General features: G+C 58.5%; 30 protein-coding genes. 25 read left to right on the forward strand and 5 right to left on the reverse strand.

Going from position 1 to position 26,316, the window contains the following annotated elements:
- Window positions 1-8: 8 nt before the first annotated feature.
- The 5 genes from ADH66_RS04115 to ADH66_RS04140 all read right to left on the reverse strand — a co-directional run bounded on the left by ADH66_RS04115 (window position 9) and on the right by ADH66_RS04140 (window position 4,913).
- Window positions 9-839 (reverse strand): TatD family hydrolase, encoded by an 831-nt coding sequence (locus ADH66_RS04115; RefSeq protein WP_066535361.1) that lies wholly within the window; start codon window positions 837-839, stop codon window positions 9-11.
- 1 nt (window position 840) lies between these two features.
- Window positions 841-2,817 (reverse strand): methionine--tRNA ligase, encoded by a 1,977-nt coding sequence (gene metG / locus ADH66_RS04120; RefSeq protein ID WP_066535359.1) that lies wholly within the window; start codon window positions 2,815-2,817, stop codon window positions 841-843.
- A gap of 310 nt (window positions 2,818-3,127) precedes the next feature.
- Window positions 3,128-3,700 carry a DUF3267 domain-containing protein gene (locus ADH66_RS04125; RefSeq protein WP_066535357.1) on the reverse strand — a complete coding sequence of 191 codons (573 nt, stop codon included), beginning with the start codon at window positions 3,698-3,700 and terminating at the stop codon, window positions 3,128-3,130.
- A 4-nt stretch (window positions 3,701-3,704) separates the two neighbouring features.
- Window positions 3,705-4,565 (reverse strand): TM2 domain-containing protein, encoded by an 861-nt coding sequence (locus ADH66_RS21395; protein ID WP_066535351.1) that lies wholly within the window; start codon window positions 4,563-4,565, stop codon window positions 3,705-3,707.
- A 12-nt stretch (window positions 4,566-4,577) separates the two neighbouring features.
- Window positions 4,578-4,913: a TM2 domain-containing protein gene (locus ADH66_RS04140; protein ID WP_201448065.1), complete on the reverse strand. Its 336-nt coding sequence runs from the start codon at window positions 4,911-4,913 to the stop codon at window positions 4,578-4,580.
- Window positions 4,914-5,235: 322 nt separating this feature from the next.
- Between ADH66_RS04140 and ADH66_RS04145 the strand changes: the two genes are divergently transcribed.
- The 25 genes from ADH66_RS04145 to ADH66_RS04260 all read left to right on the forward strand — a co-directional run bounded on the left by ADH66_RS04145 (window position 5,236) and on the right by ADH66_RS04260 (window position 26,295).
- Window positions 5,236-6,363 (forward strand): serine/threonine protein phosphatase, encoded by a 1,128-nt coding sequence (locus ADH66_RS04145; RefSeq protein ID WP_236757182.1) that lies wholly within the window; start codon window positions 5,236-5,238, stop codon window positions 6,361-6,363.
- Window positions 6,360-7,292, forward strand: coding sequence for a hypothetical protein (locus ADH66_RS04150; protein WP_066535346.1), 933 nt, complete (start codon window positions 6,360-6,362; stop codon window positions 7,290-7,292). Before ADH66_RS04145 ends, ADH66_RS04150 begins: the two co-directional genes overlap by 4 nt.
- A gap of 50 nt (window positions 7,293-7,342) precedes the next feature.
- Window positions 7,343-8,362 (forward strand): phage major capsid protein, encoded by a 1,020-nt coding sequence (locus ADH66_RS04155; RefSeq protein ID WP_066535343.1) that lies wholly within the window; start codon window positions 7,343-7,345, stop codon window positions 8,360-8,362.
- A gap of 36 nt (window positions 8,363-8,398) precedes the next feature.
- Window positions 8,399-8,782 carry a hypothetical protein gene (locus ADH66_RS04160; protein WP_066535342.1) on the forward strand — a complete coding sequence of 128 codons (384 nt, stop codon included), beginning with the start codon at window positions 8,399-8,401 and terminating at the stop codon, window positions 8,780-8,782.
- Window positions 8,783-8,798: 16 nt separating this feature from the next.
- Window positions 8,799-9,488, forward strand: a complete 690-nt coding sequence (locus ADH66_RS04165; RefSeq protein WP_066535341.1) for a hypothetical protein — start codon at window positions 8,799-8,801, stop codon at window positions 9,486-9,488.
- A 92-nt stretch (window positions 9,489-9,580) separates the two neighbouring features.
- Window positions 9,581-10,096, forward strand: a complete 516-nt coding sequence (locus ADH66_RS04170; protein ID WP_066535339.1) for a LysM peptidoglycan-binding domain-containing protein — start codon at window positions 9,581-9,583, stop codon at window positions 10,094-10,096.
- Window positions 10,093-11,004: a hypothetical protein gene (locus tag ADH66_RS04175; RefSeq protein ID WP_066535338.1), complete on the forward strand. Its 912-nt coding sequence runs from the start codon at window positions 10,093-10,095 to the stop codon at window positions 11,002-11,004. The genes ADH66_RS04170 and ADH66_RS04175 overlap by 4 nt, the downstream gene beginning before the upstream one ends.
- Complete coding sequence (locus ADH66_RS04180) at window positions 10,982-11,305, forward strand: hypothetical protein (RefSeq protein WP_066535336.1); 324 nt, start codon at window positions 10,982-10,984, stop codon at window positions 11,303-11,305. Before ADH66_RS04175 ends, ADH66_RS04180 begins: the two co-directional genes overlap by 23 nt.
- Before the next feature lie 5 nt (window positions 11,306-11,310).
- Window positions 11,311-11,643, forward strand: coding sequence for a hypothetical protein (locus ADH66_RS04185; protein WP_088364370.1), 333 nt, complete (start codon window positions 11,311-11,313; stop codon window positions 11,641-11,643).
- Window positions 11,630-12,691, forward strand: a complete 1,062-nt coding sequence (locus tag ADH66_RS04190) for a baseplate J/gp47 family protein (protein ID WP_088364371.1) — start codon at window positions 11,630-11,632, stop codon at window positions 12,689-12,691. The genes ADH66_RS04185 and ADH66_RS04190 overlap by 14 nt, the downstream gene beginning before the upstream one ends.
- Window positions 12,691-13,152, forward strand: coding sequence for a hypothetical protein (locus tag ADH66_RS04195; protein WP_066535328.1), 462 nt, complete (start codon window positions 12,691-12,693; stop codon window positions 13,150-13,152). Before ADH66_RS04190 ends, ADH66_RS04195 begins: the two co-directional genes overlap by 1 nt.
- Window positions 13,153-13,266: 114 nt before the next feature.
- Entirely contained in the window at window positions 13,267-13,953 is a 687-nt protein-coding gene (locus tag ADH66_RS04200; protein ID WP_066535326.1) for a hypothetical protein, read from the forward strand.
- Between the two features lie 630 nt (window positions 13,954-14,583).
- Window positions 14,584-15,207 carry a hypothetical protein gene (locus ADH66_RS04205; protein ID WP_066535323.1) on the forward strand — a complete coding sequence of 208 codons (624 nt, stop codon included), beginning with the start codon at window positions 14,584-14,586 and terminating at the stop codon, window positions 15,205-15,207.
- 108 nt (window positions 15,208-15,315) lie between these two features.
- The gene (locus ADH66_RS20570; protein ID WP_207653029.1) at window positions 15,316-15,525 is read left to right on the forward strand and encodes a hypothetical protein; all 210 of its coding nucleotides are present in this window, start codon (window positions 15,316-15,318) and stop codon (window positions 15,523-15,525) included.
- A 145-nt stretch (window positions 15,526-15,670) separates the two neighbouring features.
- A complete protein-coding gene (locus ADH66_RS04210; protein ID WP_066535321.1) occupies window positions 15,671-16,804 on the forward strand; it encodes a D-alanyl-D-alanine carboxypeptidase family protein in 1,134 nt (377 codons plus the stop codon).
- A 124-nt stretch (window positions 16,805-16,928) separates the two neighbouring features.
- Entirely contained in the window at window positions 16,929-18,269 is a 1,341-nt protein-coding gene (locus ADH66_RS04215) for a glucose-6-phosphate isomerase (RefSeq protein WP_066535316.1), read from the forward strand.
- A gap of 67 nt (window positions 18,270-18,336) precedes the next feature.
- Window positions 18,337-18,750 carry a hypothetical protein gene (locus ADH66_RS04220; protein WP_066535314.1) on the forward strand — a complete coding sequence of 138 codons (414 nt, stop codon included), beginning with the start codon at window positions 18,337-18,339 and terminating at the stop codon, window positions 18,748-18,750.
- Between the two features lie 52 nt (window positions 18,751-18,802).
- Entirely contained in the window at window positions 18,803-19,312 is a 510-nt protein-coding gene (locus ADH66_RS04225; protein WP_066535312.1) for a YceD family protein, read from the forward strand.
- A 44-nt stretch (window positions 19,313-19,356) separates the two neighbouring features.
- Entirely contained in the window at window positions 19,357-19,542 is a 186-nt protein-coding gene (rpmF, locus tag ADH66_RS04230) for a 50S ribosomal protein L32 (RefSeq protein WP_066535309.1), read from the forward strand.
- Between the two features lie 92 nt (window positions 19,543-19,634).
- Window positions 19,635-20,429, forward strand: a complete 795-nt coding sequence (locus ADH66_RS04235) for a hypothetical protein (protein ID WP_066535306.1) — start codon at window positions 19,635-19,637, stop codon at window positions 20,427-20,429.
- A 1-nt stretch (window position 20,430) separates the two neighbouring features.
- Window positions 20,431-21,789, forward strand: coding sequence for a DUF512 domain-containing protein (locus ADH66_RS04240; RefSeq protein ID WP_066535304.1), 1,359 nt, complete (start codon window positions 20,431-20,433; stop codon window positions 21,787-21,789).
- A 1-nt stretch (window position 21,790) separates the two neighbouring features.
- Window positions 21,791-23,119 (forward strand): ribosome biogenesis GTPase Der, encoded by a 1,329-nt coding sequence (gene der / locus ADH66_RS04245; protein ID WP_066535300.1) that lies wholly within the window; start codon window positions 21,791-21,793, stop codon window positions 23,117-23,119.
- 18 nt (window positions 23,120-23,137) lie between these two features.
- Window positions 23,138-23,851, forward strand: a complete 714-nt coding sequence (plsY, locus tag ADH66_RS04250; protein ID WP_066535297.1) for a glycerol-3-phosphate 1-O-acyltransferase PlsY — start codon at window positions 23,138-23,140, stop codon at window positions 23,849-23,851.
- A gap of 10 nt (window positions 23,852-23,861) precedes the next feature.
- A complete protein-coding gene (locus tag ADH66_RS04255; protein WP_066535291.1) occupies window positions 23,862-24,839 on the forward strand; it encodes an NUDIX domain-containing protein in 978 nt (325 codons plus the stop codon).
- Between the two features lie 163 nt (window positions 24,840-25,002).
- Window positions 25,003-26,295 carry a UDP-N-acetylglucosamine 1-carboxyvinyltransferase gene (locus tag ADH66_RS04260; RefSeq protein WP_066535289.1) on the forward strand — a complete coding sequence of 431 codons (1,293 nt, stop codon included), beginning with the start codon at window positions 25,003-25,005 and terminating at the stop codon, window positions 26,293-26,295.
- Window positions 26,296-26,316: the final 21 nt, after the last annotated feature.

The raw sequence follows: 26,316 nt of genomic DNA on the forward strand, positions 1-26,316 counted from the left end.
GCCAGGTTTTAATATGCGAGGGGGCTGGGGGCGGAGGCCCGCGGTACGCGGCCCTCCAGGCGGAAAAGCCGCCGGATATTAGCGTTGGAGGCCTCCAGCACCTCGCGGGTAGCGATACCGCGCAGCTCGGCTATTTTCGCGGCCGTGTGGGGTATCAGGCTTGAGTCGCAGCGCTTTCCCCTATAGGGTTCCGGGGCCATATAGGGAGCGTCGGTCTCTAAGAGCAGACGGTCGAGGGGGATGCTCTCGGCCACCCTTAGTATCTTTTTGGCATTCTTAAAGGTTACCGCTCCGCCTATGCCGATATACATGCCCAGATCCACTATTTCCCGGGCCATCTCGGCGCTGCCGGAGAAGCAGTGGACAACGCCCTGGGGCCGGTACTCCCGAAGCAGGGCCAGCACGTCCTGGTGGGCGTCCCGGTCGTGGACGCAGACGGGGTAGTTGAGCTCTTTTGCAAGGGCAAGCTGGGCGGCGAAGACCTCCCTCTGCCTTTCTCTGGGCGCGCTGTCGGGCCAATGGTAGTCAAGGCCTATCTCACCGACGGCCACCGCGTCTCCGTTTTCCAGCCAGACCCTTAAACATTCCAGCCAGTTTTCGGGGAGGGTATCGTCGATCTCCTCGGGGTGTATCCCCACGGCGGCGAAGATATATGGGTTCAGGTCCGAAAGCCCCACGGTGGAGGCGCAGGTGAGGAGCCGGGTGCCCATGTTTATCACGCAGCGCACGCCGGAAAGGGGCAGCTGCTTCTCCAGGAGCCAGGCCCGGTCGCTGTCGAAGGCCTTGTCGTCATAGTGGGCGTGGGAGTCGTATATCTCCAGGTACTCGCCGGGGCCCATATCAGCGGACCTTGCTGCCGGCAGGGATATTGTCGGCGAATATCACTTTTACTTCATTTTCTCCTGAATCGGCGGCCAGTATCATGCCCTGGCTCTCCACGCCGCAGAGGGTGGCGGGCTTCAGGTTGGAGACGACTATAATATGACGGCCGGTGAGGTCTTCGGGCTTATACCAGGGGGCGATGCCCGAGGCCACCGTGCGCACCACGCCGGTGCCGTCGTCCAGGCTGAGCTTCAAGAGCTTTTTAGCGCGCTTTACGGGCTGGCAGTCGATTATCTTCGCCACTCGCAGGTCCACGGCGGCAAAATCCTCTATGCCTATCTTCGCTATGCCCTGGAGCTCCTTGTGGAGCTCTGCCTTTTTCTGCATATCGTCTTCGGCGGGGGCGGGCTCGCTGTTGGCGTACTTCTCCTCCATGCGCTTTATGATGTCCTCCATCTCCTGACGCTCGAAAAGGATAGAGGGGGTATCGGTGACCTTACCGCCGTTTGCCGGGTAGTTGTTGGTCTTATCGAGAAGCTCCCAGGGCAGAGGGACGGTGCCCAGCTGCCGCAGGATAGCGACCGAGGTCTCGGGCATAAAGGGGAACAGTAAGGTCGCGCCGGTGGCGATGGAGTCCACAAGGTTATAGAGCACCGTGGACAGGCGCGGGCCCTTTTGGGGGTCCTTTGCCAGTATCCAGGGGGTAGTCTCGTCGATATACTTGTTGCAGCGCTTGAAAAGGGCAAATATCTCTGTGAGGGCGTCGGCGGTGCGCAGGCGCTCCATCTTATCGGCTACCTTGTCCCGGCAGGCCGAGACGCAGGCGTGTAGGTCCTCGTCCTCGGGGGCGGCTATTTTGCAGTCCTCCACCTTGCCGCCGAAGTATTTGTTTATCATGGACACCGTGCGGTTCACAAGATTGCCCAGGATATTGGCAAGGTCGCTGTTGGTGCGCTCGTTTATCAGGTCCCAGGTGATGTTGCCGTCGTTCTCAAAGGGCAGCTCCTTTAGGATATAGTAACGCACCGCGTCGGCGTCGAAGATATCCACCAGGTCGTCGGCGTACATCACGTTGCCGGCGGATTTGCTCATCTTGCTGCCGTCCATCAGGACCCAGGGGTGGCCGAAAACCTGTTTTGGCAAAGGCAGGTCCAGAGCCATCAGGAAGATGGGCCAGTAGATGGTGTGGAAGCGGGTGATGTCCTTGCCGATAACGTGCAGGCCGGCGGGCCAGTATTTTTTAAAGAGCTCGCCGCTCTCGCCGCCGCAGTGGTAGCCAAGGCCGGTGATATAGTTGGTCAGCGCATCCAGCCAGACGTAGATGACGTGCTTGGGGTCGAAGTCCACAGGGATGCCCCACTTTATGGAGGTGCGGGTCACGCACAGGTCCTGGAGCCCGGGCAGCAGGAAGTTGTTCATCATCTCGTTGCGGCGGGAGACCGGCTGGATAAAGTCGGGGTGGGAATTTATATGGTCGATGAGCCGCTGGGTGTAGTTGCTCATCTTGAAGAAGTAGGCCTCCTCCTGCTCCTTTCGGGGCTCCCGGCCGCAGTCGGGGCACTTGCCGTCTATGAGCTGGCTCTCGGTGAGGAAGGACTCGCACTCGTCACAATAGAGGCCCTCATAGGAGCTCTTGTAGATGTCCCCCTGGTCGTAGAACTTTTTGAATATCTTCTGAACCTCTTTTACGTGGTAGTCGTCGGTGGTGCGGATAAAGTGGTCGTAGCTGAGGTTCATCAGGTCGAACTGCTCTTTTACCAGAGCGGAGGTGCCGTCCACGAACTCCTTGGGGGAGAGATTCGCGGCCTTGGCCTTTTGCTCGTTCTTTTTGCCGTGCTCGTCGGTGCCGGTCTGGAAGTACACGTCATAGCCCTGCATACGCTTGAAGCGGGCGATGCAGTCGGCTAAAACAGGGTCGGCCACGTTGCCGATATGTGGCTTGCCTGAGGTATAGGCTATAGCTGTGGTGATATAGTAAGCGCCTTTTGATTCCATTGATATCCTCCGTAAGTCTTTGTTTTAAATATATCCAGATATATATTCTCTTATATTATTCCCGTTTCATGCACTCCCCAAGGTCCCCTTTATCGGATAAGCAGGGCCGAGAGGGCTGCCGCCAGCATTAAAAGCGCCAGCGCTCCCGCTACTATGCGGACAAACAGGGTGCGGCGGTCGGGTCTGGGCTTCATTGTGCACGCTCCTTTTCTGTGTAAGCCGTAATTAAACTACATTTTACCATTTTTTTTGCTGTTTGTAAACACCCCGACGGAGAAAAAAGCGCTCCCCGAGGGGAACGCTTTTTGGTCTATTTTGGCAGGTACCAATATGAATTGAAGCCGCTGGCGTATATTTTTGCGCCGTTTGGCACCTGGGTGAGGGTGTTGAAGACGTTGTAGTAATCGGCGGCGCCCATGCCGGTGCATATGGCCCCGAACGCGGAGAGAGCCATGTTCGGCAGGGCCATGCCTATGGCGTAGGGGATAAGGCCGAATACGATATTGGGCAGAAGGGACATGAGGAGGAAGCGAGCTTTCGACATATCCTCGGGGCCAACGACAAAGAGCATACCCTGCCTGAGGTTGGTGTAGAGGTACACGTCCTTGCGGAAACAGGCCGCGTGCAGCAGCTCGTGTGGAAGAAGAACTGCCATGGGCAGGACACAGCCCAGTATCATTTGAAATGTGTCAAAGGTGCTTTTGCCGCGGAAAATGGCGGAGACCAGCAGGAGGGCAATTATGACGGCGCCCAGGACGTTGCCGATTATGGAGAGGGTCCTGGTGTCTTTAGCCTCTTTGAAGGGGACGGCCCCCGGGCGGTGGGGCCTTTGGGGTAGAGAATCAGGCTCCAGATTATAGACTCCCTTATAGTGAAGGCGCATGGGATCAGTCCTTCATGATGACACTGTTGCCGTCGAAGCGGGGGCCGGTGGAGGACAGGAGCATCACGCCCTCGATGAAGCCCCAGATTGCCGCCGCAACGGTGCCTACGCCGCAGGTGAGCACGCCGCCCAAAAGGGCAAGCAGCAGTTGGACGGTGCCACGGCCGTTAAAGCCCATATAGAAGTTGTGTATGCCGAGGCACCCGAATATCAGGGCCAGAAGACCGGCCGCCAGGCGGCTCTTCTGCTGGTAGCCTATGGGCGGGGTGGTGTACATGGGCTGCTGCTGGGGCTGGGGCCGGTAGGCCCCGGCGGTGTAGTTGGGGGGCTGATAGCCGGCGTAGGGCTGGGAATACTGCTGGCCCTGGCTTTGGGTCTGGCCCTGGTCCGGGGCGTTGAAGTTATAGACGTACTGGTTCTGCACCGTGGGCTGCGGGTCCGCCGCCTGGGGCGGCGCGGGCGGCTCCGGGGCGTGGGGCGGCTCCTGAGAGAAGGGAGACTCCTGAACGGAGGTCTGCTCGGAGGTAAATTTGATAGCCGGTATCTCGGGGTCCGGGTCCAGGGTCAGCTGGGGTGTGGGCTTTTCCCAGGCGGGTTCCGGGACCGGTTGGGACTCTGGGGTCGGCTGGGGCTCCGGGATTGGTTGGGGCTCCGGGATTGGCTGGGGTTCCGGGATTGGCTGGGGTTCCGGGACCGGTTGGGGCTCCGGGATTGGCTGGGGCTCCGGGATTGGCTGGGGCTCAGGGATTGGTTGGGGCTCCGGCGCGGGAGCAGGGGGCTCCACGGGCGGGGCGGCTTCCGCTGTAGGTTCGGCGGGGGTTTCAGGCTGCTGGGTGGTCAGGTCCTTGTTTTCCATATCATTCATGATGGATCCTCCTTAATCTTTCAGGAATACGCCGTTGGCGTCGGTGTTTATGCGCCCGTCCAGCAGCTTGATGCCGTCCACTATGCCCCATATCTGCATGGCGATGGCCCCAAAGCCGCAGGTCAAAAAGGATATGAGCAGCTGCATTAGCCCCCGGGAGGTGTTGCCCAGGTAGAAGCTGTGTATGCCGTAGGCTCCCAGGAGTATGCCGAAGACGCCCGCCGCCACGCGGCTTTTCTGGGAGTAGCCGGGAGGGGGGTCGATGCCGGCCTGGGGCTGGTACCGGGGGGGATTGTACATGGGCTGCTGGCCCTGGGGCTGGTAGCCGCCGTTATTATAATCTGCCATATTATGGTCGCTCCTTCTGTTCGGCTTATAGCCGGGAATCGTTTGATGGATATATCTTAGCACGACTTGAAGGGAGAAAGCAATAGGGCGGGGGCAAAAGTAAGGTATTCTTAATCAGTGGAAAGAATTTTGGCGGTGAAAGCCCTGGTTTTTAAAAAAAATTTTTATTTTTTTCAGAAAAGTTCGCCTTTTCTACGAAACTTTTTGGTTTTTTTGAGGGAGGGGTGAGAGGAGGTTTTAAGAGGACAAAGAGTTCGGGTAATTTTCTGAAAGGAGGAGCGCACAGAGAATTGGAGGGAAAACCGAAGGGAGGGAATATGCTTTGCTGGGCTTTCGCAGGAGAGAGGAACGGTCCGCCGCGGTCAGCGTGCAGACAAGGCCCGCGGGAGGACCGGCCCCGCTGCCCGCAGGGGCGGGGGAGAGGGAGCTCTATAGGGTCCTTAGACAGTCGGTGCCAATTATCGACGCGGCCATCTATAAGCTGCGCAGACTGATAGGGGATTTCAAAGTGAACTGTCCGGACCCCGGGGCGCAGGAGAGATTGCAGAGGTTTCTGGACGGAATCCAGGTGAACGCCGGGGGCACGGGCATAAACGAGTTCCTGGGGATATACCTGGAGGAGCTCATCACCTATGGCAACGCCGTGGGAGAGATGGTCCTGTCCGGCGGGCAGATAGGAGCCCTTTATAACGCCGGGCTTAGGGACTTGGAGCTGGCGGAGGACGGAGCCCTGGGGGTGAAGGTATCGGTGCTGGAGCCGGGAGGGAAGCGGGAGTGCGGCTGTAAGGAGCTGCTGCTTATTTCCGCCCTGAACCCGGAGGCCGGGTCGCTTTGGGGAGTGTCGCTGCTTAGGGGGCTGCCCTTTGTGAGCACGGTGCTCTTACAGATTTACCAGACCCTGGGCACCAACTGGGAGCGAATGGGGAACGTAAGATTTGCGGTGACCTGCAAGCCCGACGGCGCGCCGGGGAGCGCGGCGGAGCGGGCGAGGCAGATGGCGGGGGAATGGAGGAACGCCATGGCCAGCCGGGAGCCCAGGGACTTTGTGGCGGTGGGCGACGTGTCCATAAAGGCCATAGGGCCCGACAACCAGCTGATGGAGAGCGAGGTGCCCGTGCGGCAGATGCTGGAGCAGATAGTGGCGAAGCTGGGGCTGCCGCCGTTTCTCTTGGGGCTGAGCTGGTCCTCTACAGAGAGGATGTCCAGCCAGCAGGCGGACGTGCTCACCAGCGAACTGGAGGCCTATCGCAGGGTGCTGACCCCGGTGGTGCTGAAGGTTTGCAGGACGTGGCTTATGCTGGAGGGGCTGTCGCGGGAATGTGAGGTGGTCTGGGAGGAGATAACCATGCAGGACGAGGTGGACCACGCCAACGCCAGATATTATACCGCCAGGGCCAGGAAGCTTGAGAGGGAGCTTGAATTGAGTGAACAGGAGGGAGACGCTTTATGAAGGAAGGGCTTGTAATCAAGGCCCTGGAGCTGCCGGGGGAGGAGGATATGCGGGAGATCAACCGCTATACCCGCCGGGCCTATGAGCCGGGGGAGGTATACGCCTTCTCGCTGGTGCTCTGTGATAATGAGATAGACAGGGATTTTGAGAGGTTTTCCGTGGAGAGCCTGGAGAGACTCCGGGAGCTGTTTTTGGGGAGGACCTGCATCTTTGACCACGAGCGCAAGAGCGCGAACCAGACGGCGCGGATATACCATACGGAGCTTGAGAGGGTGGACGGCGAGACCACCCAGACGGGAGAGGGGTTAACGAGACTTGTGGCCAGGGCGTATCTTCCAAGGACCCAGGGGAACAGGGAGATAGTTGAGCTTATCGAGAGCGGGATACTAAAGGAGGTGAGCGTCAGCTGCGCTGTGAAGCGAGGGGTCTGCGGTATCTGCGGCAAGGAGAGCTGCGAGCATGTGAAGGGCAAAAGCTATGGGGGCAGGGTGGCCCACACAGTTTTGCTGGAGCCTTTGGACGCTTATGAGTGCTCCTTTGTGGCGGTGCCCGCCCAGAGAGGGGCGGGGGTCGTTAAGAGCGCCAAGGTGGAGAAGATTTTGGAGAGCGGCGCGGATGGGGACGTTATGCTCAGCAAGTCCCAGGTAAAGGAGATAGGCGAGCGGTTCAGGAGGCTTTCTGAGAAAGCCAGGTGGGGAGAGAAGTACCGCCGGGAGCTGGAGCGGGGAGTTTTGAAGTACAGCGCCATCGCCCAGCCGGATATGCCAAGGCACGTGATGGAGAGCGCCGTGAAGGTTCTGGGGATTGAGGAACTGGCGGCCATGGAGAACACCTACCGCCGGAGTGCGGAGAAGGCCCTGCCACTGCGGCCCCAGCTGGCGCCCAGGAGGGAGGAACATAGGGACGGCAACAGGGACTTTCTGATATAACGGACGGCAGGATAACTTTATTATAATAAACTTTTAGGGAGGACTTTTTTATGGCTTATTATGAGAACGTTAGTTTGGAGAAGGGTATGTATTCCGTGCCGGGCAAGAGCTTCAGCCAGGTACTGGAGGAGCTGGACAGCTCTGAAAATTACCGGGGCACGCCAATGGAGGGCCTGGACGCGTATCAGCGGCAGCTGAAGCGCTTTGCAATAAAGGTGAGCGGCCCGGAGTCCGGGACTGTTGAGAGCTTCTTTATGAGCAGCCAGAGTGCGGCACTGTTCCCGGAATATGTGGCCCGGGCCGTTAAGCAGGGCATGGACAGTGCCAACCGCGTCACGGACTTAGTGGCGACCGTGACGAAGATAGACGCCCTGGACTACCGCAGCATCACCGCCGAGCCCGAGACCGAGGGGGACGACGGGAGCCTGACCGTGGTGGCCGAGGGTGCGGCCCTGCCCACAACGAAGATACATACCAGCGCGAGCCTTGTGAAGCTTCAGAAGCACGGGCGTATGCTGGTGAGCACCTATGAGGCCCTGCGCTTCCAGAAGCTGGACCTGCTGACGGTGACCCTGCGGCAGATAGGGGCATATATCGCCGGGGCCCAGGTGAAGGACGCGGTGGACGTGCTTATGAACGGAGAGGACGGCAAGTCCGGGCTGACCTTTAAAAAGGGCACGCCCAATTACGCGGACTTTGTGGGGCTTTGGGCCGCCATGGCTCCCTATGAGCTGAACACCGTGGCGGCCGGGACCGGGGCTATGCAGAAGCTTTTGCAGGTGGCGGAGTTTAAGGACGCCCAGGCGGGCATGAACTTCCAGGGCACCGGCAGGCTCTGCACGCCGCTGGGGGCGAAGCTTGTGCACGTGCCGGGGATGGCGGCGGACAAGATAGTGGTGCTGGATAAGGGCTGCGCCCTGGAGATGGTACAGTCCGGGGACGTCACCATGGACTGCGACAAGCTGATAGACAGGCAGCTGGAGAGGGCCGGGATAAGCGTTATCAGCGGCTTTGCCAGGATATTCAAGGAGGCGGCCGCGGGCCTTGACTGCGGGACCGGCGAGGGCTAAAAAATGCAAAGTGGGAGAAAAGGGGAGGGTTTAGGTTTGATACTGGATATTGAGAAGGTGACGGAAAAATTTCGGCTCTACAGCGGCGAGGAGTTGGACGGGGCGGAGCCCGGGAGGGACGGGCTCTGCCGGGAGCTCTGCGGGGAGTGCGCCGTGGAGGTGATGAACAGGGTGAAGCCGGAGGTGTTGCAGGAGGAGGACCCGGAGGAGGCGGGGACCCTTGAGAGCCTTGCGGCGGCGGAGGCCTTTTACCAGCTGGCGGCGTTGGACCAGGCGGCGGTCCCGCAGGCGGTGAGCTCGGCGGAGATAAAGCTACAGCTGGGGGACAGGCTGGGCGCGGCGGGAAGGCTGAGAAGGGCAAAGCGGGCGGCCTGCGCGGGGCTGCTGTATGAGGATGAGTTTTATTTTGCAGTGACCTGAGAGGGGGTAACTTGAGATGGGGGCGGCAAGGGAGATATTGCTGGGGCTGTTGGAGGGGTTCAGAGGGGCCATGCCTGAGGTGGAGTTCCGGGAGGCCCTGAACGCGAAGGAGGGCTTTAGGCCGGCAGGGCGGGTTTTGGTCCTGGGGGCGGTCCAGAAGGAGAGCGAGCAGGGGGACCAGTGGAGCGCGAAGCTGGCCTTTACGGTATACGCGCCCAGGGGCCGCGGCCTTCAGGAGACCATCGACGGAATGGCTGGGCTTGCAAAGGGGAGCCAGCCGCTGCTGTCGGGGGTGGAGCGGGGCGCGGCGGCTCTGGACAGGGGCACCGGGGCCCTGGCGGCGGGGTGCGTGTTCAGCTTTTATAAGCCGGGAAGTTCGGGAGGTTCTGATGGGAAGAAGGTAAGGTACCCGGTGGAGATCAACGGCGGGGCTTATACCGTTACAGGCTGGAGGGTATCAGTGAGCGGGCCGGGCGGCAGCTTGACCGCCATAGGGGAGAGCGAGCCTTTCTATTATAAAGGCGGCAGGGAGTTTACTATAGAGCTCCAGGGGCTTGACATGGAGGGCCCGGAGGGGCTTGGGGTGTTTACCCTGCGGCTGGGGGGACAAGGTGTTATGTATACGGATTGCAGGTGGAAAAGCCTCTCGGCGGGGGGCAATGGAACGCTCTCGGCCGGGGACAGGACAGCTGTGGAGGAGGTATAGTTATGGAGAGCCTGGAAAGGGCGGAGGAGCTGAGCAGAGAGATAGAGCGGGACAGCAGGCGGTATCCTGCCGGGCTTTAGGGGAGGGGTCAAATGAACCTGATGGCTATGAGCTTTAAGGGGAGGTGCTGGCGGGTGAACCCCACAGCCCTGAAGGTGGAGTATGCGGAGAACATAAGGGAGACGCTGCTGCCCTTTGTGGGCAGCAGGCTGACGGACCTGGGCCAAAAGAAGCGCAGGGCCTCAGGCGAGGGGTATTTTGTGGGCGGCGACTGCATGGAGCAGTGGCGGCGGCTGGAGGGGCTTTTTAGGGAGGGCGGCCCGGGGAGCTTATTGCTGCCGGGAATGGAGCCCATGAGGGCGGTGCTCTCTGAGCTGCGGCTGCTGGGAGAGGAGGGGGCGGGGCTGGTGAAGTACAGCTTCGTGTTTACCGAGACCTGGGCCGGGGAGAGCTATCGTGGCCAGGGGGTACACCGGGCCGCTCAGGGGGAGAGCCTTTGGGACTATGCCGGACGGTACGGTTGGGGCATGGAGGAGCTTAGGGCGGCCAACACCCATATCAGGGATATTGCCTGCCTTGAGCAAGGAGAGGAGGTGTACGCGCCGTGACCTATTGGGGCGTTTTGCAAAAGGGCGGGCAGATGCTGCTGGGGGACCCGGTGGAGGCGGTGCTCTCCTTTGACAGGGACGCGCCGGCGGACCAGCTTAAAGCGGTGTTCCCGGCGGACAGGATATGGGAGGACATCAGCGAGGTTTATATGTACGAGAGGGGAAAGGGCGTGTTCAGCGGGATAGTGGACGAGCAGAATACCCGGCTTACCCAGGAGGGAATCTTTGTGGAGCTGGTATGTAGAAGCAGGGAGGCCCTGCTGCTGGACAGCGAGGCAGAGCCCGCGGCCATCAAGAGGCCGTCTTTGGAGAGCATACACAGGCGGCTGCTGGAGCCCTTGGGGTTTGCGAAGGCTGTTGGCAGTGACAGTATAATGCCGGGGGAGATGAGAGTGGAGAAGGGGGAGTCCTGCTGGCAGGTGCTGTCGTCCTTCTGCGGGGAGTATCTGGGCACGGAGCCCTATGTGGACTTTGAGGGCGTTATACACTGCGAGGGGATAGAGGAGCGGCATATGAAGCTTGACAGCGTGATGAGCGCGGAGCTGTGCCGCCTGCCCTATAAGCGGCTGAGCGCGGTTTGGAAGCAGGGGTATGGGGGCGGGTATGATACCCAGTATAGGGACCCGGAGGCCCCTGTGGAGCGCAGGAGGTATATAAGCGCCCAGAACGGCGGCAACCCCAGGGAGATGCTGGAAAAGGCGAAGGAGGGCAGCGGTCTTTTGACGGTGGCGTGTGCGGGGAGCTTCTGGCCGTTGAGAGGGGCCAGGGCGGACGTGGACGTGCCGGGGCTGGGCAGGTTCAGGGGGTGCGCCGTGGAGAAGGGCACATATTACAGGGACAAAAACGGCGAGCGGACAAGGCTCACGCTGGAAACGGGGGACAGAGATGTGGCTGACCAGAAAGCTTAGCGGGGAAAAGGCAGTCAGGCTGCACAGCGGGCAGGTGGAGGCCGGCGGACTCTCGGTGCAGGGGGAGAGACTTTATGAGGAGCCGGAGCAGCTTATGCCCTATGGGCTTATGAGCGTGGCGGAGGCCGGGCGGCAGGCGGTGATGCTGGAGGGGTACTGCGCCGGGGTAGCCGGGGCCCCGGACAGTGACATACGGGCCGGGGAGGTCAGGCTGTACTCCGCCGGGGGCGCGGAGATATACCTTGAGAACAGCGGCCGGGTAATAATAAACGGTCAGGTCTTTGAGCCGAAGGAGGGTTAGGCGTTTTGGATACGATGGTGAAGGACGGCGGCTTCGTGCCCGGGGCGGGAGGGCTGCCAAAGGTGGTGGAGGGGCTTTCGGAGCTTTTGAACTGCGTAAGGCTCAGTCTGTCTGTGAGGCAGGGGAGGTTCGCCTATGACAGGGATATGGGCAGCAGTCTGTATCTTCTGGACAGGCAGGAGGAGCACGCGGCGGACAGGGCGCTGGCCATGGCCAACGAGGCGCTGCTGTGGCTGCCGGGGGTCAGGGCGGAGGCGGTTGAGATAAACGACGGGGGGATGGTATTTACGGTGTCCACCCCCCTTGGAGAGGGGAGCGTTGAGCTTGGAGAGTTATAAGGAGATTTTGGAGCGCATGAGGGCCAAATATATTGAGGAGAGCGGCAATAAGCCCGAGGACGTGTCGGATATAGGCATACGTCTTAGAGTGATGGCCGGGGAGGTGTACAGGTTGCAGGCGCGGATGGACTGGCTCTGGAAACAGGCCTTCCCGGAAACCGCCGACGGGGCGCAGCTGGACCTGCACGGGGCGCAGAGGGGTCTTGTCCGGGGCGGGAGGGAGAAGGCGGAGGGGGTGCTGGAATTTTCGCGGTACGTGCCCATAAGCTTCGATTTGATGATACCCAAGGGGACGGTGTGCGCCTCCTCCGGGGAGGAGGCGGTGGAGTATGAGACCACGGAGGAGGCTGTGCTGGCGGCGGGGTCGGTGACGGTTTCGGTACCGGCCAGGGCTGTCACGGCGGGCAGCGCGGGGAACGCGGCGGCGGGATATATAAATACCCTTGTGTCTGAGGTCACGGGCATAAACTACGTGACAAATACCAAGGCCTTTTCAGGCGGCACGGACCCGGAGGGGGACGAGGACTATAGAGCCCGAATACTGGCGGGGATAGGCAGGCTGGAGGGCTTTGGCAGCGCGGGATATTATGAGGGCATAGCCCTTGAGCAGGCCGGGGTCAGGTCGGCCCAGGCGGGGATATCCGCAGACAGCTCGGGGGTGACGGTGTATGTCTGGGGCGACGGTGCGGCGGTCCCGGAGGAGGCCATAGGTGAATTGCAGGAGAGGCTTGACAGCAGCCGTCCTCTGGGCGTGGCGGTGACGGTACAACAGGCCGCGACCAAAAAGGTGGTCGTGGGCGCGCAGCTTCAGATGCGGGAGGGGGCGGACTTTGCCGCCGCTTCTGCGGCCTTGCCCAATGTTATAAAGGCGTGGCTGAACCAAAGGTCGGTGGGGGAGAGCGTCTATATGGCGAAGATACAGCGCCTTATTATGGACACGGACCCCGGCGTGGCCCGGGTAGGGTTCATCAGCTCCTGCAAGGACCATGAGGGCGCGCTGGGCGTTGTGCCCATCGCAGGGATAGTCTCCCTCAAGGAGGTAGTGTGATGGACTGTGTGGAGAATATGCGGGGAGTGCTGAACGCCGCCGGGGCCTATAAGCTCACCGGGGACAGCGCAATAGACCAGGAGCTGGAGGCCTACGGCGTGGGGCTGAAGGCCATAGAGGAGCAGGCACAGAGACTGGAGGACGACCTGTTCGCAGTTACCGCCGGAGAGGAGCGGCTGGGGGTTTGGGAGCGGCTGTACAGGCGGCAGCCCTCCTGGGCGGACCCCGATACCCGCAGGCGCGGCGTGGCGGCAGCCCTCTCCCGCCGGGGCGGGCCGGTGCTGCCTGGGGACATGGAGGGCATACTGGCCGCGGCGGGGATAAGGGGGACCGCACGGATCGAGGGCGGGAGGCTGCTTATCCATGCAGAAGAATATGTGGGGGTCACAGAAACAGAAGCGCACAAAATATTGGGAAGGATGTTACCGCTGCATTTGGGGTGGGAGATAGAAAACACTTGACAAAGCTAATATAGGGGCGTATATTATATATAGGGTACTTATTGAAAATTGGTATGGCAGGGAAGTTTTCAATAGGGAACCAAATTAAAACCATGTTGAAAGGAAGGTGTTTTTATGAAGAAGTATCTTATTGCGCTGGCAGCGGCACTAATGGTGTGTCTGCTGGGCATGACGGCTTCGGCGGCGGAAAGGTCAACGGATTCCGAAGACTATAAGGCCGCAGAGCGGGAGAAGGAGGTCATCTCCCAGGCGTGCGCGGAGGCCATGAGAGAGATGGACCCGGAGGAGCTGGACGTAAAAACCCGCATGGCGGTAATGACGGAGATCTATGAGGAGGCCGGGTGGACGGTCGCCCACGAGACCCCGGCGCCCGCGCGTTCTCTGGACATTGACCCCGAAATCCTGGAGCTGGCCTACTCTGACATTGATGAAGCCAACCCGGAGCAGAGAGAGAAGATCATCGATGCGCGCGAGGTGGTTATCAACCAGTATAGCTGGCAGAATGATATCGAGGCACCTGACTGTATTGGCTATATGGTAAACCCATTTGATCGAGAGATCACTTTCTGTCCGCTCTACAGCGAGCTGTTCCCCGGCTGGGATCCGCCGAGACCGGTGCCGGTTGAGGAGGAGGCCGCAGAACCAGTTGAGGAAGATGTCTCGGAGACAGCTGCCTTTGCTGCGAGTGATGTGGATTCCCGTATGTATTATGACGGAAATTATTACGTTCCAAAAGCCAGCGGCTCGGTGGTGGCCCCAATCTATGTACTGTTTCGATTTATAAGCCTATTAATAATTTAATTGAGACATGGGCTGATAGCACAAGCGTTGCCGGGTTGACTAGCATAAACGTTGGGTATAATGACGGTGTAACAGGCGAAAGATTGTGGACAATGACAAAGGTCCCGCTTAGGATAGCTGTTGCTTGTGAAGTTTATGCTAATAGTTCACATACAAAAATTTCCACCTGCGTGAGCACCTATACAACACCAGGAACAGCTCATATGAAAGTCAGAAGAACACACCCATAAAGTTAGCTATGTGAACTGAAAGAGTTCTATACCCCGCCATACGCAGAAGCCCTCCGGCGCGAAGCCGGGGGGCTTTTCTGCATTATACCGGGGTGGGCGGGCATATATTTATACCATCCTATCACCTATCTGCAAGGAGTGTATATTAAGGGGGACCGCACGGATCGAGGGCGGGAGGCTGCTTATCCATGCAGAAGAATATGTGGGGGTCACAGAAACAGAAGCGCACAAAATATTGGGAAGAATGTTACCGCTGCATTTGGGGTGGGAGATAGAAAACACTTGACAAAGCTAACATAGGGGTGTATATTATGTATAGGGTACTTATTGAAAATTGGTATGGCGGGGAAGTTTTCAATAAGGAACCAAATTAAAACCATGTTGAAAGGAAGGCGTTTCTATGAAGAGGTATATTATTGCGCTGGCAGCGGCACTAATGGTGTGTCTGCTGGGCATGACGGCTTCGGCGCAAACAGCTGATGAAGCTACAACAGATGCGTCTGAAATTATTGCTGACGCTCTGCGTGAACCTATGAAAAATGGTGTGCTGAGTTCGGCAGAAGCTGAGCAGATAGCTAAGGAAGCCCTTGTGTCTGCCGGCTGGACTGTTGTGGAGGACATATCAGCTCAATCTGCTGAAAACGATATCGACCCGGAGGTTTTGGAACTGGCCTATATGGACATTGACAAAGCTGACTCAGAGTTGAAGGAGAAAATACTCGATGCCAGAAAGACAGTTATTTATAGCTATAGCTGGGTAAATGATGTTGATGTGCCCGGAGCAATAAGCTACTCAGCTGACCCTGATACGCGGGAAGTTTCTTTTGACCCTCTGTTCAGCGAGCTGTTTCCAGGATGGGACGTCCCGAGAAATCAGTGTGACCTTAGTGATGTACCTGTCTACACTGAAGAAAGCGAGAGCAACGATTTAGATTCGTTCACCTCTCTAATGGATGATTTGGTTAATGGCATGGGTTTGGCTCGTGCTAATTCTAATCCAGTAATTCATTCAGAGTATAAGTAAGTGCCTAAGGTAACTAGCAGTATAGCATCCAACTTTTATGGGTTTCCAGTCGAATTCGAGCATAGTAATCAGTTTCATCTATGGGCAGCAAAATTTGTTACAAGTGGTATGACCACAATAAATTTTGGATTAAGATCTGATACTGGAATAGAGTTAAATCATAAATTGAGGACAGGTGTGGGAAGTTCAAAGGGCGTTAGTTATATTCTTCCTATGGCATCCTACAATCTTCCTTATAATATGGTCTATGGCCGTGCAAGCACATATGCACAGCCGGGAACAGCTTGGTTGTTTATGGAAAGGAAAATTGATATTTAACGTAACAATTAAAAGCTGCTAAACCCATTCCCTGCCATACGCAGAAGCCCTCCGGCGCGAAGCCGGGGGCTTTTCTGCATTATACCGGGGTGGGCGGGCATATAATTATACCATCCTATCACCTATCTGCAAGGAGTGTATATTTATGAAAAAGACCGTCGCTTTTATGCTGGCGCTGCTGCTGGCTGCGCTGTACCTGCCGGGGTTTGCCGCCCGGGGAGAGGGCGTGGAGGTGTCCGCTCCCGCCGCCGTGCTCATGGAGGCCGGGACCGGGCGGGTGCTCTTTGAAAAGAACGCCCACGAGGTGCGGCCCTGCGCGTCCATCACGAAGGTCATGACCCTGTGCCTGACCTTTGACGCGCTGGAGAGCGGGCAGCTCTCTCTCTCTGACCAGCTGTCGGCTTCGGCCCACGCGGCCTCCATGGGGGGCTCGGACATCTGGCTTAAAGAGGGGGAGCTCATGAGCGTGGACGACCTGATAAAGGCCACGGTGATAATGAGCGCCAACGACGCGGCCGTGGTGCTGGCGGAGAACGTGGCCGGGAGCGAGGAGGCCTTTGTGGCCCGCATGAACGAGAGGGCCGGGGAGCTGGGCATGGAGGAGACTGTCTTTAAGAACTGCAACGGCCTGGACGAGGAGGGGCACGTGACCAGCGCCTATGACGTGGCCCTTATGAGCCGGGAGCTTATTAGGCACGAGAAGATAACGGACTATACCCTCACCTGGATAGACTACGTGCGGGACGGGGCCACCCAGCTGGTGAACACCAATAAGCTCATAAGGAGCTATAAGGGCATAACCGGGCTAAAGACCGGGACCACCTCACAGGCGGGGAGCTGTATCACCGCCACGGCGGAGAGGAACGGTCTGCGGCTTATAGCGGTCGTTCTGGGGGCGGGGAGCACCGACGACAGGTTCAAGGACGCGGCGGCCCTTCTGGACTATGGCTTTGGGGGCTGGTCGGTGACGGTGCCGGAGAGCCCGCAGCTGCCGGACGTGCCGGTGAAGGGGGGCATGGAGGAAACCGTGGGGGCAGTGGCCGGGGAGAGCCCGGAGATACTCATGGAGTCGGCGGCTATGGGGGAGATAGAGGAGAGCGTATCCATAAACCCAGATATAAAGGCCCCGGTGAAGAAGGGGGACGTTATCGGCAGGATAACCTACTCCGCCGGGGGCGAGACGGTGGCCCAGGTGGATATTACCGCCGCCGGGGACGTGGAAAAGATAAGCTTTTCCTCGGCGTTCACCTATCTTCTTCACAGCTTTCTGGGGCTTTAAGAGAGGGACATAAAAAGTTTTTATTTAATCTCTGAAACTTGCCTTGCAAAATGCTTCGGTTTATTGTACAATAGAAGCAGAAAAAAGTTTCCGCCCTGTCCGGGCGGGCAAAGGAGTTTTGAAAATGCCGCTAAAACTGGACGACAGGTATTTAAAAGGCTTTATTTCACAACACGAGTATGAGGGTATAGCCCCCGCTGTCAAGTGCGCCGCCGGGCAGCTTATGTCCCAGAAGGGCCAGGGCAGCGACTTCCTTGGCTGGGTCACCCTGCCGGAGGACTATGATAAGGAGGAGTTCGCGCGGATAAAGGCCGCGGCCGAGCGCGTGAAGAAGAACTCCCAGGTATTTATTGTCATTGGCATCGGCGGCTCCTATCTCGGGGCCAGGGCCGCTATCGAGTTTTTGAAGTCGGATAAGTATAACGACCTGCCGAAGGACACCCCGGACATCTATTTTACCGGGAACTCCATCAGCTCCACGGCCTTGCAGGAGTTGGTGACTATCTGCGAGGGCAGGGACGTTTCCATCAACATGATCTCAAAGTCCGGCACCACCACGGAGCCCGCCATAGCTTTCCGGGTGTTCAGGGAGCTGCTGGAGAAGAAGTACGGCAAGGAGGGCGCGAGGCAGCGCATCTTCTGCACCACCGACAAGGCGAAGGGCACCTTAAAGCAGCTGGCCGACAAGGAGGGCTTTGAGACCTTCGTGGTGCCCGACAACGTGGGCGGGCGTTTCTCGGTGCTGACGGCGGTGGGTCTGCTGCCCATAGCCGTGGCCGGGTGCGACATTGACGCCCTTATGAACGGGGCCAGAAGGGCCATGAAGGCCTATACCAGCACGGAGCTGGACGAGAATGACTGCTATAAGTACGCGGCCATACGGAATATCCTCTACAATAAGGGCAAGTCCGTGGAGGTCATGGTGAGCTATGAGCCCTGCTATGCCATGATGAACGAGTGGTGGAAGCAGCTTTACGGCGAGAGCGAGGGCAAGGACCAGAAGGGCCTGTTCCCGGCCTCTGTGGTGTTCTCCACCGACCTGCACTCCCTGGGCCAGTATATCCAGGACGGCCGGCGGCAGCTCTTTGAGACGGTGGTGCTCATAGACCAGCCGAAGCACCAGGTGACTCTTGGAAAGGACCCCGAGGATGTGGACGGACTTAACTACCTTGAGGGACGCAGCATGGCCTTTATAAATGAAAAGGCCTTTGAGGGCACGGCGCTTGCCCATAACGACGGCGGGGTGCCCAACGTGGTGATACACGCCAGCGACTTCTCCGAGGATACCCTTGGACAGATAATATATTTCTTTGAGAAGGCCTGCGCCATCTCCGGCTATATGCTGGGCGTGAACCCCTTTAACCAGCCTGGTGTGGAGAGCTATAAGAAGAATATGTTTGCCCTTTTGGGCAAGCCCGGGTACGAGGACCAGAAGGCAGCGCTGGAGGAGCGCATAAAGGGCTGATAAACGCGACCCTTTCAGCCCGGGCTTTTGGGCTGAGGAAAATATAAAACACAAAGGAGAGTTAAACATGGTTACTCTTTTAACAGGAAAGAAAGGCTCCGGCAAGACAAAGAAGCTCATTGAGCTGGTGAACGTGGCTCTGGAGAAGTCCAACGGCAATGTGGTGGTTATCGAGAAGGGCAAGCAGATGACCTATAACATCCCCTATGCCGCAAGGCTTGTGGACTCCGACGCATATGACATCAAGGGCGCCCAGAATCTTCAGGGCTTTATCTGCGGCATCTGCGCGGGCAACTACGACGTGACGGATATTTTTGTGGATTCAACTCTGAAGATAACCGGCACAGGCGCGGGGGAGATAGAAGCCCTGGTGGAGGAGCTCAAAAAGCTGAGCCAGTCCGCGGACACAAACATAGTGCTGTCCGTCTCTGCCGCCGAGGAGGATATCCCTGCGGGCATAATGGACTGCGTGCTGAAATAAGTCTTGACAAATCCCAAGAGGGAAACTATAATATACTGAGGTATGGCGCGAAATGGAAATTGATCTTAGGAAGCTTTTTCAGGGGGAGGACGGTTTTGACCGTAACTCCAACGGCGTAATCGAGCGTCAGTATGAGCTGGACCTTTCCGGGGTGGAATTGGGCGGTGCCAAGCCGTTTTGTGCGCCCGTAAGGGTCAGGGCCAGGCTGAGGGGCTTTGCGGGGTCGGTTGAGCTTTTTGCCCGGGTGGAGTATACAATGAGTATGCCCTGCGACCGGTGTGCGGAGCCTGTGACGCGCGAATATACCAAGGAGTTCTCCCACACCTTAGTCAGGGAGAGCCGTGAGGACACGGGGGAGTTTATCACTGTGCCCGACGAGCGGCTGGACCTTGATGCGCTGGTGCTGGAGGACCTGCTGATGGACATGCCCGGACAGTACCTTTGCAGGGAGGACTGCAAGGGGCTCTGTCCCAGCTGCGGCAAAAACTGGAACGAAGGCCCCTGTAAGTGCGGGGCGCCCCAGGTGGACCCAAGGCTGGAGGTCCTAAGGCAGCTATTGTAAAATTGTTAAGGATCTATCCATTATAGATTAAGGAGGTGCTGAAAATGGCGGTACCCAAGAGAAAATTGTCCAGCGCCCGCAAGAACAAGCGGCGCTCCAACGTGTGGAAGCTTCAGGCCCCCGCGCTGATGAAGTGCCCCCAGTGCGGCGAGTATAAGTCTCCCCACCGTGTCTGCTCACACTGCGGTTTCTATAACAGCCGAAAAGTGGTCGAAGTAAAAGGCGCGTAAGGGACCTTGAGTAACGACGAGAAGGGAACGCCGGGTGTTCTGGGCGCTCCCTTTTTTGTTTGAAGGGTGAAACTTTATAGGAGGTGCGGCGCGTGATCATAGACAGCCATATTGTGGAGGAGTACCTGGCCGGGGGGCCGACAGGCAGGTTTAGGGACGAGTGGTGTTTTGGAGGAGGGCACCCTCCATATGCGGAGCCGGAGGGCTCGGAGCGGGAGAGGGTCAGGGAGGTGTACCGTCAGGTGCTGGACTGTGCCGGGGACTTCTCCCCGGTGAACAGGGCCGCATGGGACCTGATGTTCCCCGAATGGCGGGAGCAGACCGCCGGGGTGGAGCTGCTGCTGATAGTGGGCTACCCCGAGCCCTATGACGCGGTAAGCACCAAGGACCCACAGGGGGGCGAGGCCATCATACTGGACATGCTCCGCTGGACGGCGTACCTGGGGCATATCAAAGAGGCCGCCGGGAACATGCTCACCCACGAGCTGACCCACTCACTTATCTCACTGAGAGCGCCGGAGGTGGTGGAGGACGGGGAGCACGGCGAATATTTGAGCCGCCTTGACGCCCTGGCCTTTAACGAGGGCTTTGCCCACCTGCTGTCCTTTAGGGGCATGGAGCTTGACAAGGTGGACTGGAGCCAGTACGGCGAGGTGCGGGATAGGAGCAGGGAGAAGCTGAGAGCGGCCCTGGAATGTGGAGAGCAGAGTGAACAGGAGCGGCTGATATATGAGGGCACGGCCGGGGGATATTTTGACAAGTTCCTCTGCATGGCCGGGATGTTCTATCTTGAGGAGATTTGGGCCCGGGAGGGCATAGAGGGCCTTGAGAGGGAGTTCGCCCGGGGACATAGTGGCTTTGCAAAGAGATGCGCGGGGTGCGAGTGATATGGTGCGGATAAAAGGAGTAGAAGCGGGCAGCCGCGCTTTTCGGGCGGGAATACGCTCCGGGGACCGGCTGATAAGCATAAACGGCCATGAGATAGGGGATATTTTAGACTACCGTTTCTTTGAGACAGAGCGGGAGCTGGCGCTCATATTGGAGCGGGACGGCAGGGAGTACCGGCTGGAGCTCATAAAGCCCCGGTACGCAGAGCTGGGGCTGGAGTTTGAGAGCTATTTGATGGACCGGGAACGGTCCTGCCGGAATAAGTGCGTGTTCTGCTTCATTGACCAGCTTCCGAAGGGCATGAGGGAGACGCTGTACTTTAAGGACGACGACGACAGACTGAGCTTTCTGTTCGGGAACTATATCACTCTGACGAATATTGACGACCGAGAGGTGGACAGGATTCTGCAAATGCACATCAGCCCCATAAACGTTTCCGTTCACACCATGGACCGGGAGCTTCGGTGCAGGATGATGAACAACCGCTTTGCCGGGGAGTCGCTGCGGCACCTGTACAGGCTGGCCCAGGGGGACATAAAGCTCAACTGCCAGATAGTGCTCTGCCCGGGGCTGAACGACGGCGAGGCGCTGGAGTTCACCTTAAGGGAGCTCTACGGCCTTGGCGGGAGCCTTCAGAGCGTGGCCTGTGTGCCGGTGGGGCTGACGAGATACCGGGAGGGGCTTTACCCTCTTATCCCCTTTGACCGGGAGACGGCGGGCGCCGCACTGGATATTATCGAGGGCTGGGGGGATAAAGGCAAGGCCCAAAGAGGAGCCCGGACCGTGTATGCCTCGGACGAGCTGTATATCCTGGCCGGGCGGGAACTGCCGCCTTTGGAATTCTATGAGGACTTCCCCCAGATAGAGAACGGCGTGGGTATGCTCAGGGACCTGGAGGATAGCTTTATGTGGGCGCTGGAGGAGGCCGGGGAGTTAGAGTTGAGCAGCCCCAGGCACGTGACCATACCTACCGGGGAGTGTGGATATGCTTTTTTGAATAAAATGCTTGACGTGCTGCGGGATAGGTGCCATAATTTATGTATAGACCTGGTGCCTATAACGAATGATTTTTTCGGTGGAACGGTGAACGTCACTGGGCTTTTGACCGGGGGGGACATATGCAAACAGCTTGCCGGGAGAGAGCTGGGGGATCAAGTGCTGATTGCCAACAATATGCTGAGGGCCGGGGAGGACGTGTTCCTGGACGACATGACCCTTTCGGGACTTTCGGAGCGGCTGGGAGTCCCGGCGGTGAGAGTGGGCGGCTCCGGGGAGGAGCTGTTTGCAGCTGTTATGGGCTTTGAGCAAAGCGGCGAGGCCGGGCACGACCCGTATGAGTATAAGAGCTGGGAGGTATAATATGTCAAAACCGATAGTCGCCATTGTGGGCAGGCCAAATGTGGGCAAGTCCACCCTTTTCAACAAGATAGTGGGCCGCAGGCTGTCCATAGTGGAGGACACCCCCGGAGTCACCAGGGACCGTATTTTCGGGGACGCGGAGTGGTGCGGGCGGCAGTTCTCCCTGGTGGACACGGGGGGACTGGAGCCCGCCAGCCGGGACGTGCTCCTGACACAGATGCGGGAGCAGGCCCAGATAGCCATAGACTCCGCCAGCGCCATAATCTTCGTCACGGACCTGCGCACGGGGGTCACCGCCACGGACCAGGAGGTGGCCGACCTGCTCCTAAAAAGCGGCAGGCCGGTGGTGCTCTGCGTCAATAAGTGCGACAGCGTAGGCCAGCCGCCGGTGGAGTTCTACGAATTCTACAACCTGGGACTGGGGGACCCGGTGATGGTGTCCTCGGTCCACGGCCACGGCACCGGGGACCTGTTGGACAGGGTGATGGAATCCCTGCCGGAGCAGCAGGAGGAGGAGCCCGACGGGGAGATAATAAAGGTGGCGGTTATAGGCAAGCCCAACGTGGGCAAGTCCTCTCTGGTGAACCGGGTGGCCGGGGAGAATCGCTGTATCGTTTCCGACATGGCGGGGACCACCAGGGATGCGGTGGACATGACCATAGAGAACCGGCACGGCACCTTTACCTTTATAGATACCGCCGGGCTCAGGAGGAGGTCCAAGGTGGAGGACTCGGTGGAGTATTACAGCAATCTTCGGGCTGAGATGGCCGTGGAGCGGGCGGACGTGTGCCTGATTTTGATAGACGGCACCGTGGGCTTTACGGACCAGGACTCCAAGGTGGCGGGCATCGCCCACGAGGCCGGGAAGGGCTGCATAGTCTGTGTGAACAAGTGGGACGCGGTGGAGAAGGACGACAAGACCATGGACCAGATGCGCCTGAAGCTCAGTGAGGACTTCTCCTTTATGAGCTACGCGCCTATCATCTTTATCTCCGCCAAGACCGGCCAGCGGCTTGACAGAATGTTCGAGCTCATTAAAATGGCGGCCATGAGCAACGCCATGCGGGTGACCACCGGGGCTTTAAACGACGTGCTGGCCCAGGCGGTAAACCGGGTGCAGCCGCCCACGGACAAGGGACGCAGGCTTAAGATATACTATATGACCCAGGCCAGCACAAAGCCGCCCACCTTCGTGTGCTTTGTGAACGACCACGAGCTTTTCCACTACTCCTACCAGCGGTACATTATAAACCGCATAAGGGAGACCTTCGGGCTGGACTGCACGCCGGTGCGGCTGATGATAAGGGATAAGAAGGACGAAAAAGAGTAAAACAGGGGGGGCATGAATATGCAGGCGAAGGCAGTCATTATACTTGCGCTGGTTATTTCGGCGGTGATAGGCTATCTGCTGGGCGGGGTGAACTGGGCAATAATCCTGACGCGCATAGTCCAGCGAAAGGACATCCGGGACCAGGGCAGCGGCAACGCGGGCATGACGAACGTGCTCAGAAGTGTGGGCAAGCTGCCGGCCCTTCTGACCTTTGCGGGGGACTTTCTGAAGTGCGTCATAGCGGTGCTTTTGAGCCAGCTGATAATGAACTGGATGTTCATGAACCCGGACGTGCTGCTGTCCCCGGACTACGCCCCCACAGCCGAACTGCTGCGGTGCGCCCGGTATGCCGCCGGGGCGGCCTGCGTGGTGGGGCATATCTTCCCGGTATACTACGGCTTCCGGGGCGGTAAGGGTATAGTGGCCGCGGCGGCCATGATAGCCCTTACGGACTGGCGGGTGTTTCTGGCTGTTATTGCTACCTTTGGCCTACTGTTCCTGTGGAGGAAAATAATCTCCCTGGCCTCTGTGACCTGCGCGGCGCTGTACCCGGTGTACACGTTCCTGATAGTGTTCTTGGTGGACTTTCAGAGATGGGGGCGCCCTGTCTGGTACTTACTGACGGCCGTTGGAGTGAGCCTGTTTGTGGGGGCGCTGGTGCTCATAAAGCATAGGGCTAATATTGGCAGGCTCTTGAGGGGCGAGGAGAAGCCCATAGTGGGGAGGAAGTAGGAGGTGTGTTATGGACTGCAATTTTATAACGGCGGAGGGCCGGTTCAATTTCCGGGCAGCGGCAGTGATACCCCACGGCGGCAGGCTGCTGGGGATGCGCGATGAGGCAGACAGCGACCATTTCCACTACCTGCCAGGCGGGCGTGTGCACTTGAACGAGACAATGGCGGAGGCTTTGCAGAGGGAGATTTGGGAGGAGCTGGGCGTGTCCTCAAGGGTGGTACGGCCACTATGGCTTCGGGAAAGCATTGACGGCCGTACTGAGCCGCCATATCATGGGCTGGAGGTATACTTCCTAGTGGAGCTGGACTGGGGCGCTCTGCCAAGCCTGGAGGGGCATTTTAACCGGGTGGATACCGACGGTTGCCGGCACTTCTTTCAGTGGCTGGAGCTTGGGGACTCGCCGGACTATATTCACCCGGACTTTGTCCAGCAGAGCTTTCCGAACCTGCCGGAGCGGTTTACTTTGATCACGGAAAACAGCGCTGTCCTTCCCGGCGGCGACGTTAAATTTCCCACATCTGAGGGTCTTTTCAATTTCCGCACAGCAGGGATATTTGTGCATAACGGACTGCTCCTTGCCATGAAGGAGCCAAATATTGACCACTACTACCTGCCAGGGGGCCGGGTACGCATGAACGAGACCATGGAGGAGGGCCTGTGCCGGGAGATAGGCGAGGAGCTGGGTCTGAGCGCCCGGAGCGTCAGGCCCCTTTGGCTGTGCGAGAGCTTTTTTGTTTTGGGGGAGCGGCCGGTCCATGAGATAGCCATGTACTATCTTGCGGAGATGGACTGGTGCGGGCTCCCGTCACTTCGGGAAGAGTTTACTTTGGCCGACAGTGACGGCGAGGAGCATAACTACCGCTGGTTGACTGTGGAGGAGGTGCGCTCAGCGCGGATTTACCCCGTCCCCATGCAGAAGCACTGGCCGGGGCTGCCCGGGGAATTTACTTTTTTCAGCGACGTGCGGGACCGTCGAAGCTTGTAAAAATTCACAGAAAATTCACATTTACACATATGTTGCGTTCCAGGGATTGACTTTTGACGCGAAATGTATTATTATTAACATGAACTCCAATAATATTTGCAGATGAAAAATTCCGGGCGGGGGCCAGAATTGTGGCCTTGACGGCCCCATAGGAAGTGGAAATTTGGATAAATATGTGATTCATGGCGGTCGCCGCCTTTGTGGCGAGGTCGTAATAAACGGCGCTAAAAATGCCGCGGTGGCCATACTGCCGGCGGTGATCCTGTCCGACTCCCCCTGCCGTATCGAGAACCTGCCGGATATTTCCGACGTTAAAAACGCCGCATATATCCTGGAGGAGATGGGGGCTGTGGTTAGCTACCCGGACCGGCACACAATAGAGATTGATCCTAGGCCTATTGACACCCATGTTGTCAGCGCCGAGGTGGCCCGGCGTATGCGGGGCTCCTACTACTTTATCGGCGCGCTTCTGGGCCGGTGCAGACGGGCTTTGGTGCCCCTGCCGGGTGGCTGCGACTTCGGGGTGCGGCCCATTGACCAGCATTTGAAGGGCTTCGAGGCTCTGGGCTGCGAGCACAGCCTTGATAACGGCGGTATGATCTCCGTGGTGGCTCCCAATGATCTTTTTGGGGCGCATATCTACCTGGACATGGTGTCTGTGGGAGCAACGATCAATATCATGCTCACGGCGGTAAAGGCCCGTGGGGTGACGGTAATTGAGAACGCCGCAAGGGAACCCCACGTGGTGGATCTTGCGAACTTTTTGAACACCATGGGCGCGGACGTGCGGGGCGCGGGCACCGATACCATAAAGATACACGGCGTGCAGCAGCTTCGCGGCGTGACCTATGCCATAATCCCCGACCAGATCGAGGCGGGCACCTATATGATGGCGGCCGCCGCCACCCAGGGGGATATAATCGTAAAGAATGTGACGCCACAGCACCTGGCGTCTATCTCCGCGAAGCTGGTGGAGATGGGCGTGCGGGTGGAGGAGGGGGACGACACTGTGCGGGTCACCTGCGACAGGCAGCTTAGAAAGTGCAACGTGAAGACCCTTCCACACCCGGGCTTTCCCACGGATATGCAGCCCCAGATAACCACCCTGCTCTGCGGGGCGGGGGGCATCAGTATGGTAACGGAGAGTATCTTCAGCGGCGGGCGCTTCAAGTATGTGGACGAGCTTCGGAAGATGGGGGCCGTGATCACTGTTGAAGGCAGTCTCGCCGTGGTGGAGGGCGTACCCAGGCTCAAGGGGGCGCCGGTGCGTGCCCTGGACCTTCGGGCCGGGGTAGCCATGGTGCTGGCCGGGCTCATGTGCGACGGGGTTACCCAGGTGGAGAACATCAAGTATATCGAGCGTGGCTATGAGAATATAGTGGACAAGCTGGCAAGCCTTGGGGCGGATATCTACCTGGAGAAGGACCCGGGGCGGGCCGTGTATCAGGTGGGCTGATCGATGTTGGCAAGAAGAGTT

It is taken from the genome of Acutalibacter muris, from assembly GCF_002201475.1.
In the GTDB taxonomy this organism is placed as follows: Bacteria; Bacillota; Clostridia; order Oscillospirales; family Acutalibacteraceae; genus Acutalibacter; species Acutalibacter muris.

Excerpts from the sequence above, each read along its gene's own strand:
- ADH66_RS04200 (WP_066535326.1), top strand. The coding sequence starts at position 13,267 with ATGAAGAAGTATCTTATTGCGCTGGCAGCGGCACTAATGGTGTGTCTG.
- rpmF (WP_066535309.1), top strand. The coding sequence starts at position 19,357 with ATGGCGGTACCCAAGAGAAAATTGTCCAGCGCCCGCAAGAACAAGCGG.
- ADH66_RS04125 (WP_066535357.1), bottom strand. The coding sequence starts at position 3,700 with ATGCGCCTTCACTATAAGGGAGTCTATAATCTGGAGCCTGATTCTCTA.
- ADH66_RS04195 (WP_066535328.1), top strand. The coding sequence starts at position 12,691 with ATGGACTGTGTGGAGAATATGCGGGGAGTGCTGAACGCCGCCGGGGCC.
- ADH66_RS04215 (WP_066535316.1), top strand. The coding sequence starts at position 16,929 with ATGCCGCTAAAACTGGACGACAGGTATTTAAAAGGCTTTATTTCACAA.
- ADH66_RS21395 (WP_066535351.1), bottom strand. The coding sequence starts at position 4,565 with ATGAATGATATGGAAAACAAGGACCTGACCACCCAGCAGCCTGAAACC.
- ADH66_RS04115 (WP_066535361.1), bottom strand. The coding sequence starts at position 839 with ATGGGCCCCGGCGAGTACCTGGAGATATACGACTCCCACGCCCACTAT.
- plsY (WP_066535297.1), top strand. The coding sequence starts at position 23,138 with ATGCAGGCGAAGGCAGTCATTATACTTGCGCTGGTTATTTCGGCGGTG.
- ADH66_RS20570 (WP_207653029.1), top strand. The coding sequence starts at position 15,316 with ATGACCACAATAAATTTTGGATTAAGATCTGATACTGGAATAGAGTTA.
- ADH66_RS04165 (WP_066535341.1), top strand. The coding sequence starts at position 8,799 with ATGGGGGCGGCAAGGGAGATATTGCTGGGGCTGTTGGAGGGGTTCAGA.
- ADH66_RS04150 (WP_066535346.1), top strand. The coding sequence starts at position 6,360 with ATGAAGGAAGGGCTTGTAATCAAGGCCCTGGAGCTGCCGGGGGAGGAG.
- ADH66_RS04255 (WP_066535291.1), top strand. The coding sequence starts at position 23,862 with ATGGACTGCAATTTTATAACGGCGGAGGGCCGGTTCAATTTCCGGGCA.
- ADH66_RS04205 (WP_066535323.1), top strand. The coding sequence starts at position 14,584 with ATGAAGAGGTATATTATTGCGCTGGCAGCGGCACTAATGGTGTGTCTG.
- ADH66_RS04180 (WP_066535336.1), top strand. The coding sequence starts at position 10,982 with ATGTGGCTGACCAGAAAGCTTAGCGGGGAAAAGGCAGTCAGGCTGCAC.
- ADH66_RS04170 (WP_066535339.1), top strand. The coding sequence starts at position 9,581 with ATGAACCTGATGGCTATGAGCTTTAAGGGGAGGTGCTGGCGGGTGAAC.
- ADH66_RS04155 (WP_066535343.1), top strand. The coding sequence starts at position 7,343 with ATGGCTTATTATGAGAACGTTAGTTTGGAGAAGGGTATGTATTCCGTG.
- ADH66_RS04210 (WP_066535321.1), top strand. The coding sequence starts at position 15,671 with ATGAAAAAGACCGTCGCTTTTATGCTGGCGCTGCTGCTGGCTGCGCTG.
- ADH66_RS04220 (WP_066535314.1), top strand. The coding sequence starts at position 18,337 with ATGGTTACTCTTTTAACAGGAAAGAAAGGCTCCGGCAAGACAAAGAAG.
- ADH66_RS04240 (WP_066535304.1), top strand. The coding sequence starts at position 20,431 with ATGGTGCGGATAAAAGGAGTAGAAGCGGGCAGCCGCGCTTTTCGGGCG.
- der (WP_066535300.1), top strand. The coding sequence starts at position 21,791 with ATGTCAAAACCGATAGTCGCCATTGTGGGCAGGCCAAATGTGGGCAAG.
- ADH66_RS04140 (WP_201448065.1), bottom strand. The coding sequence starts at position 4,913 with ATGGCAGATTATAATAACGGCGGCTACCAGCCCCAGGGCCAGCAGCCC.
- metG (WP_066535359.1), bottom strand. The coding sequence starts at position 2,817 with ATGGAATCAAAAGGCGCTTACTATATCACCACAGCTATAGCCTATACC.
- ADH66_RS04225 (WP_066535312.1), top strand. The coding sequence starts at position 18,803 with ATGGAAATTGATCTTAGGAAGCTTTTTCAGGGGGAGGACGGTTTTGAC.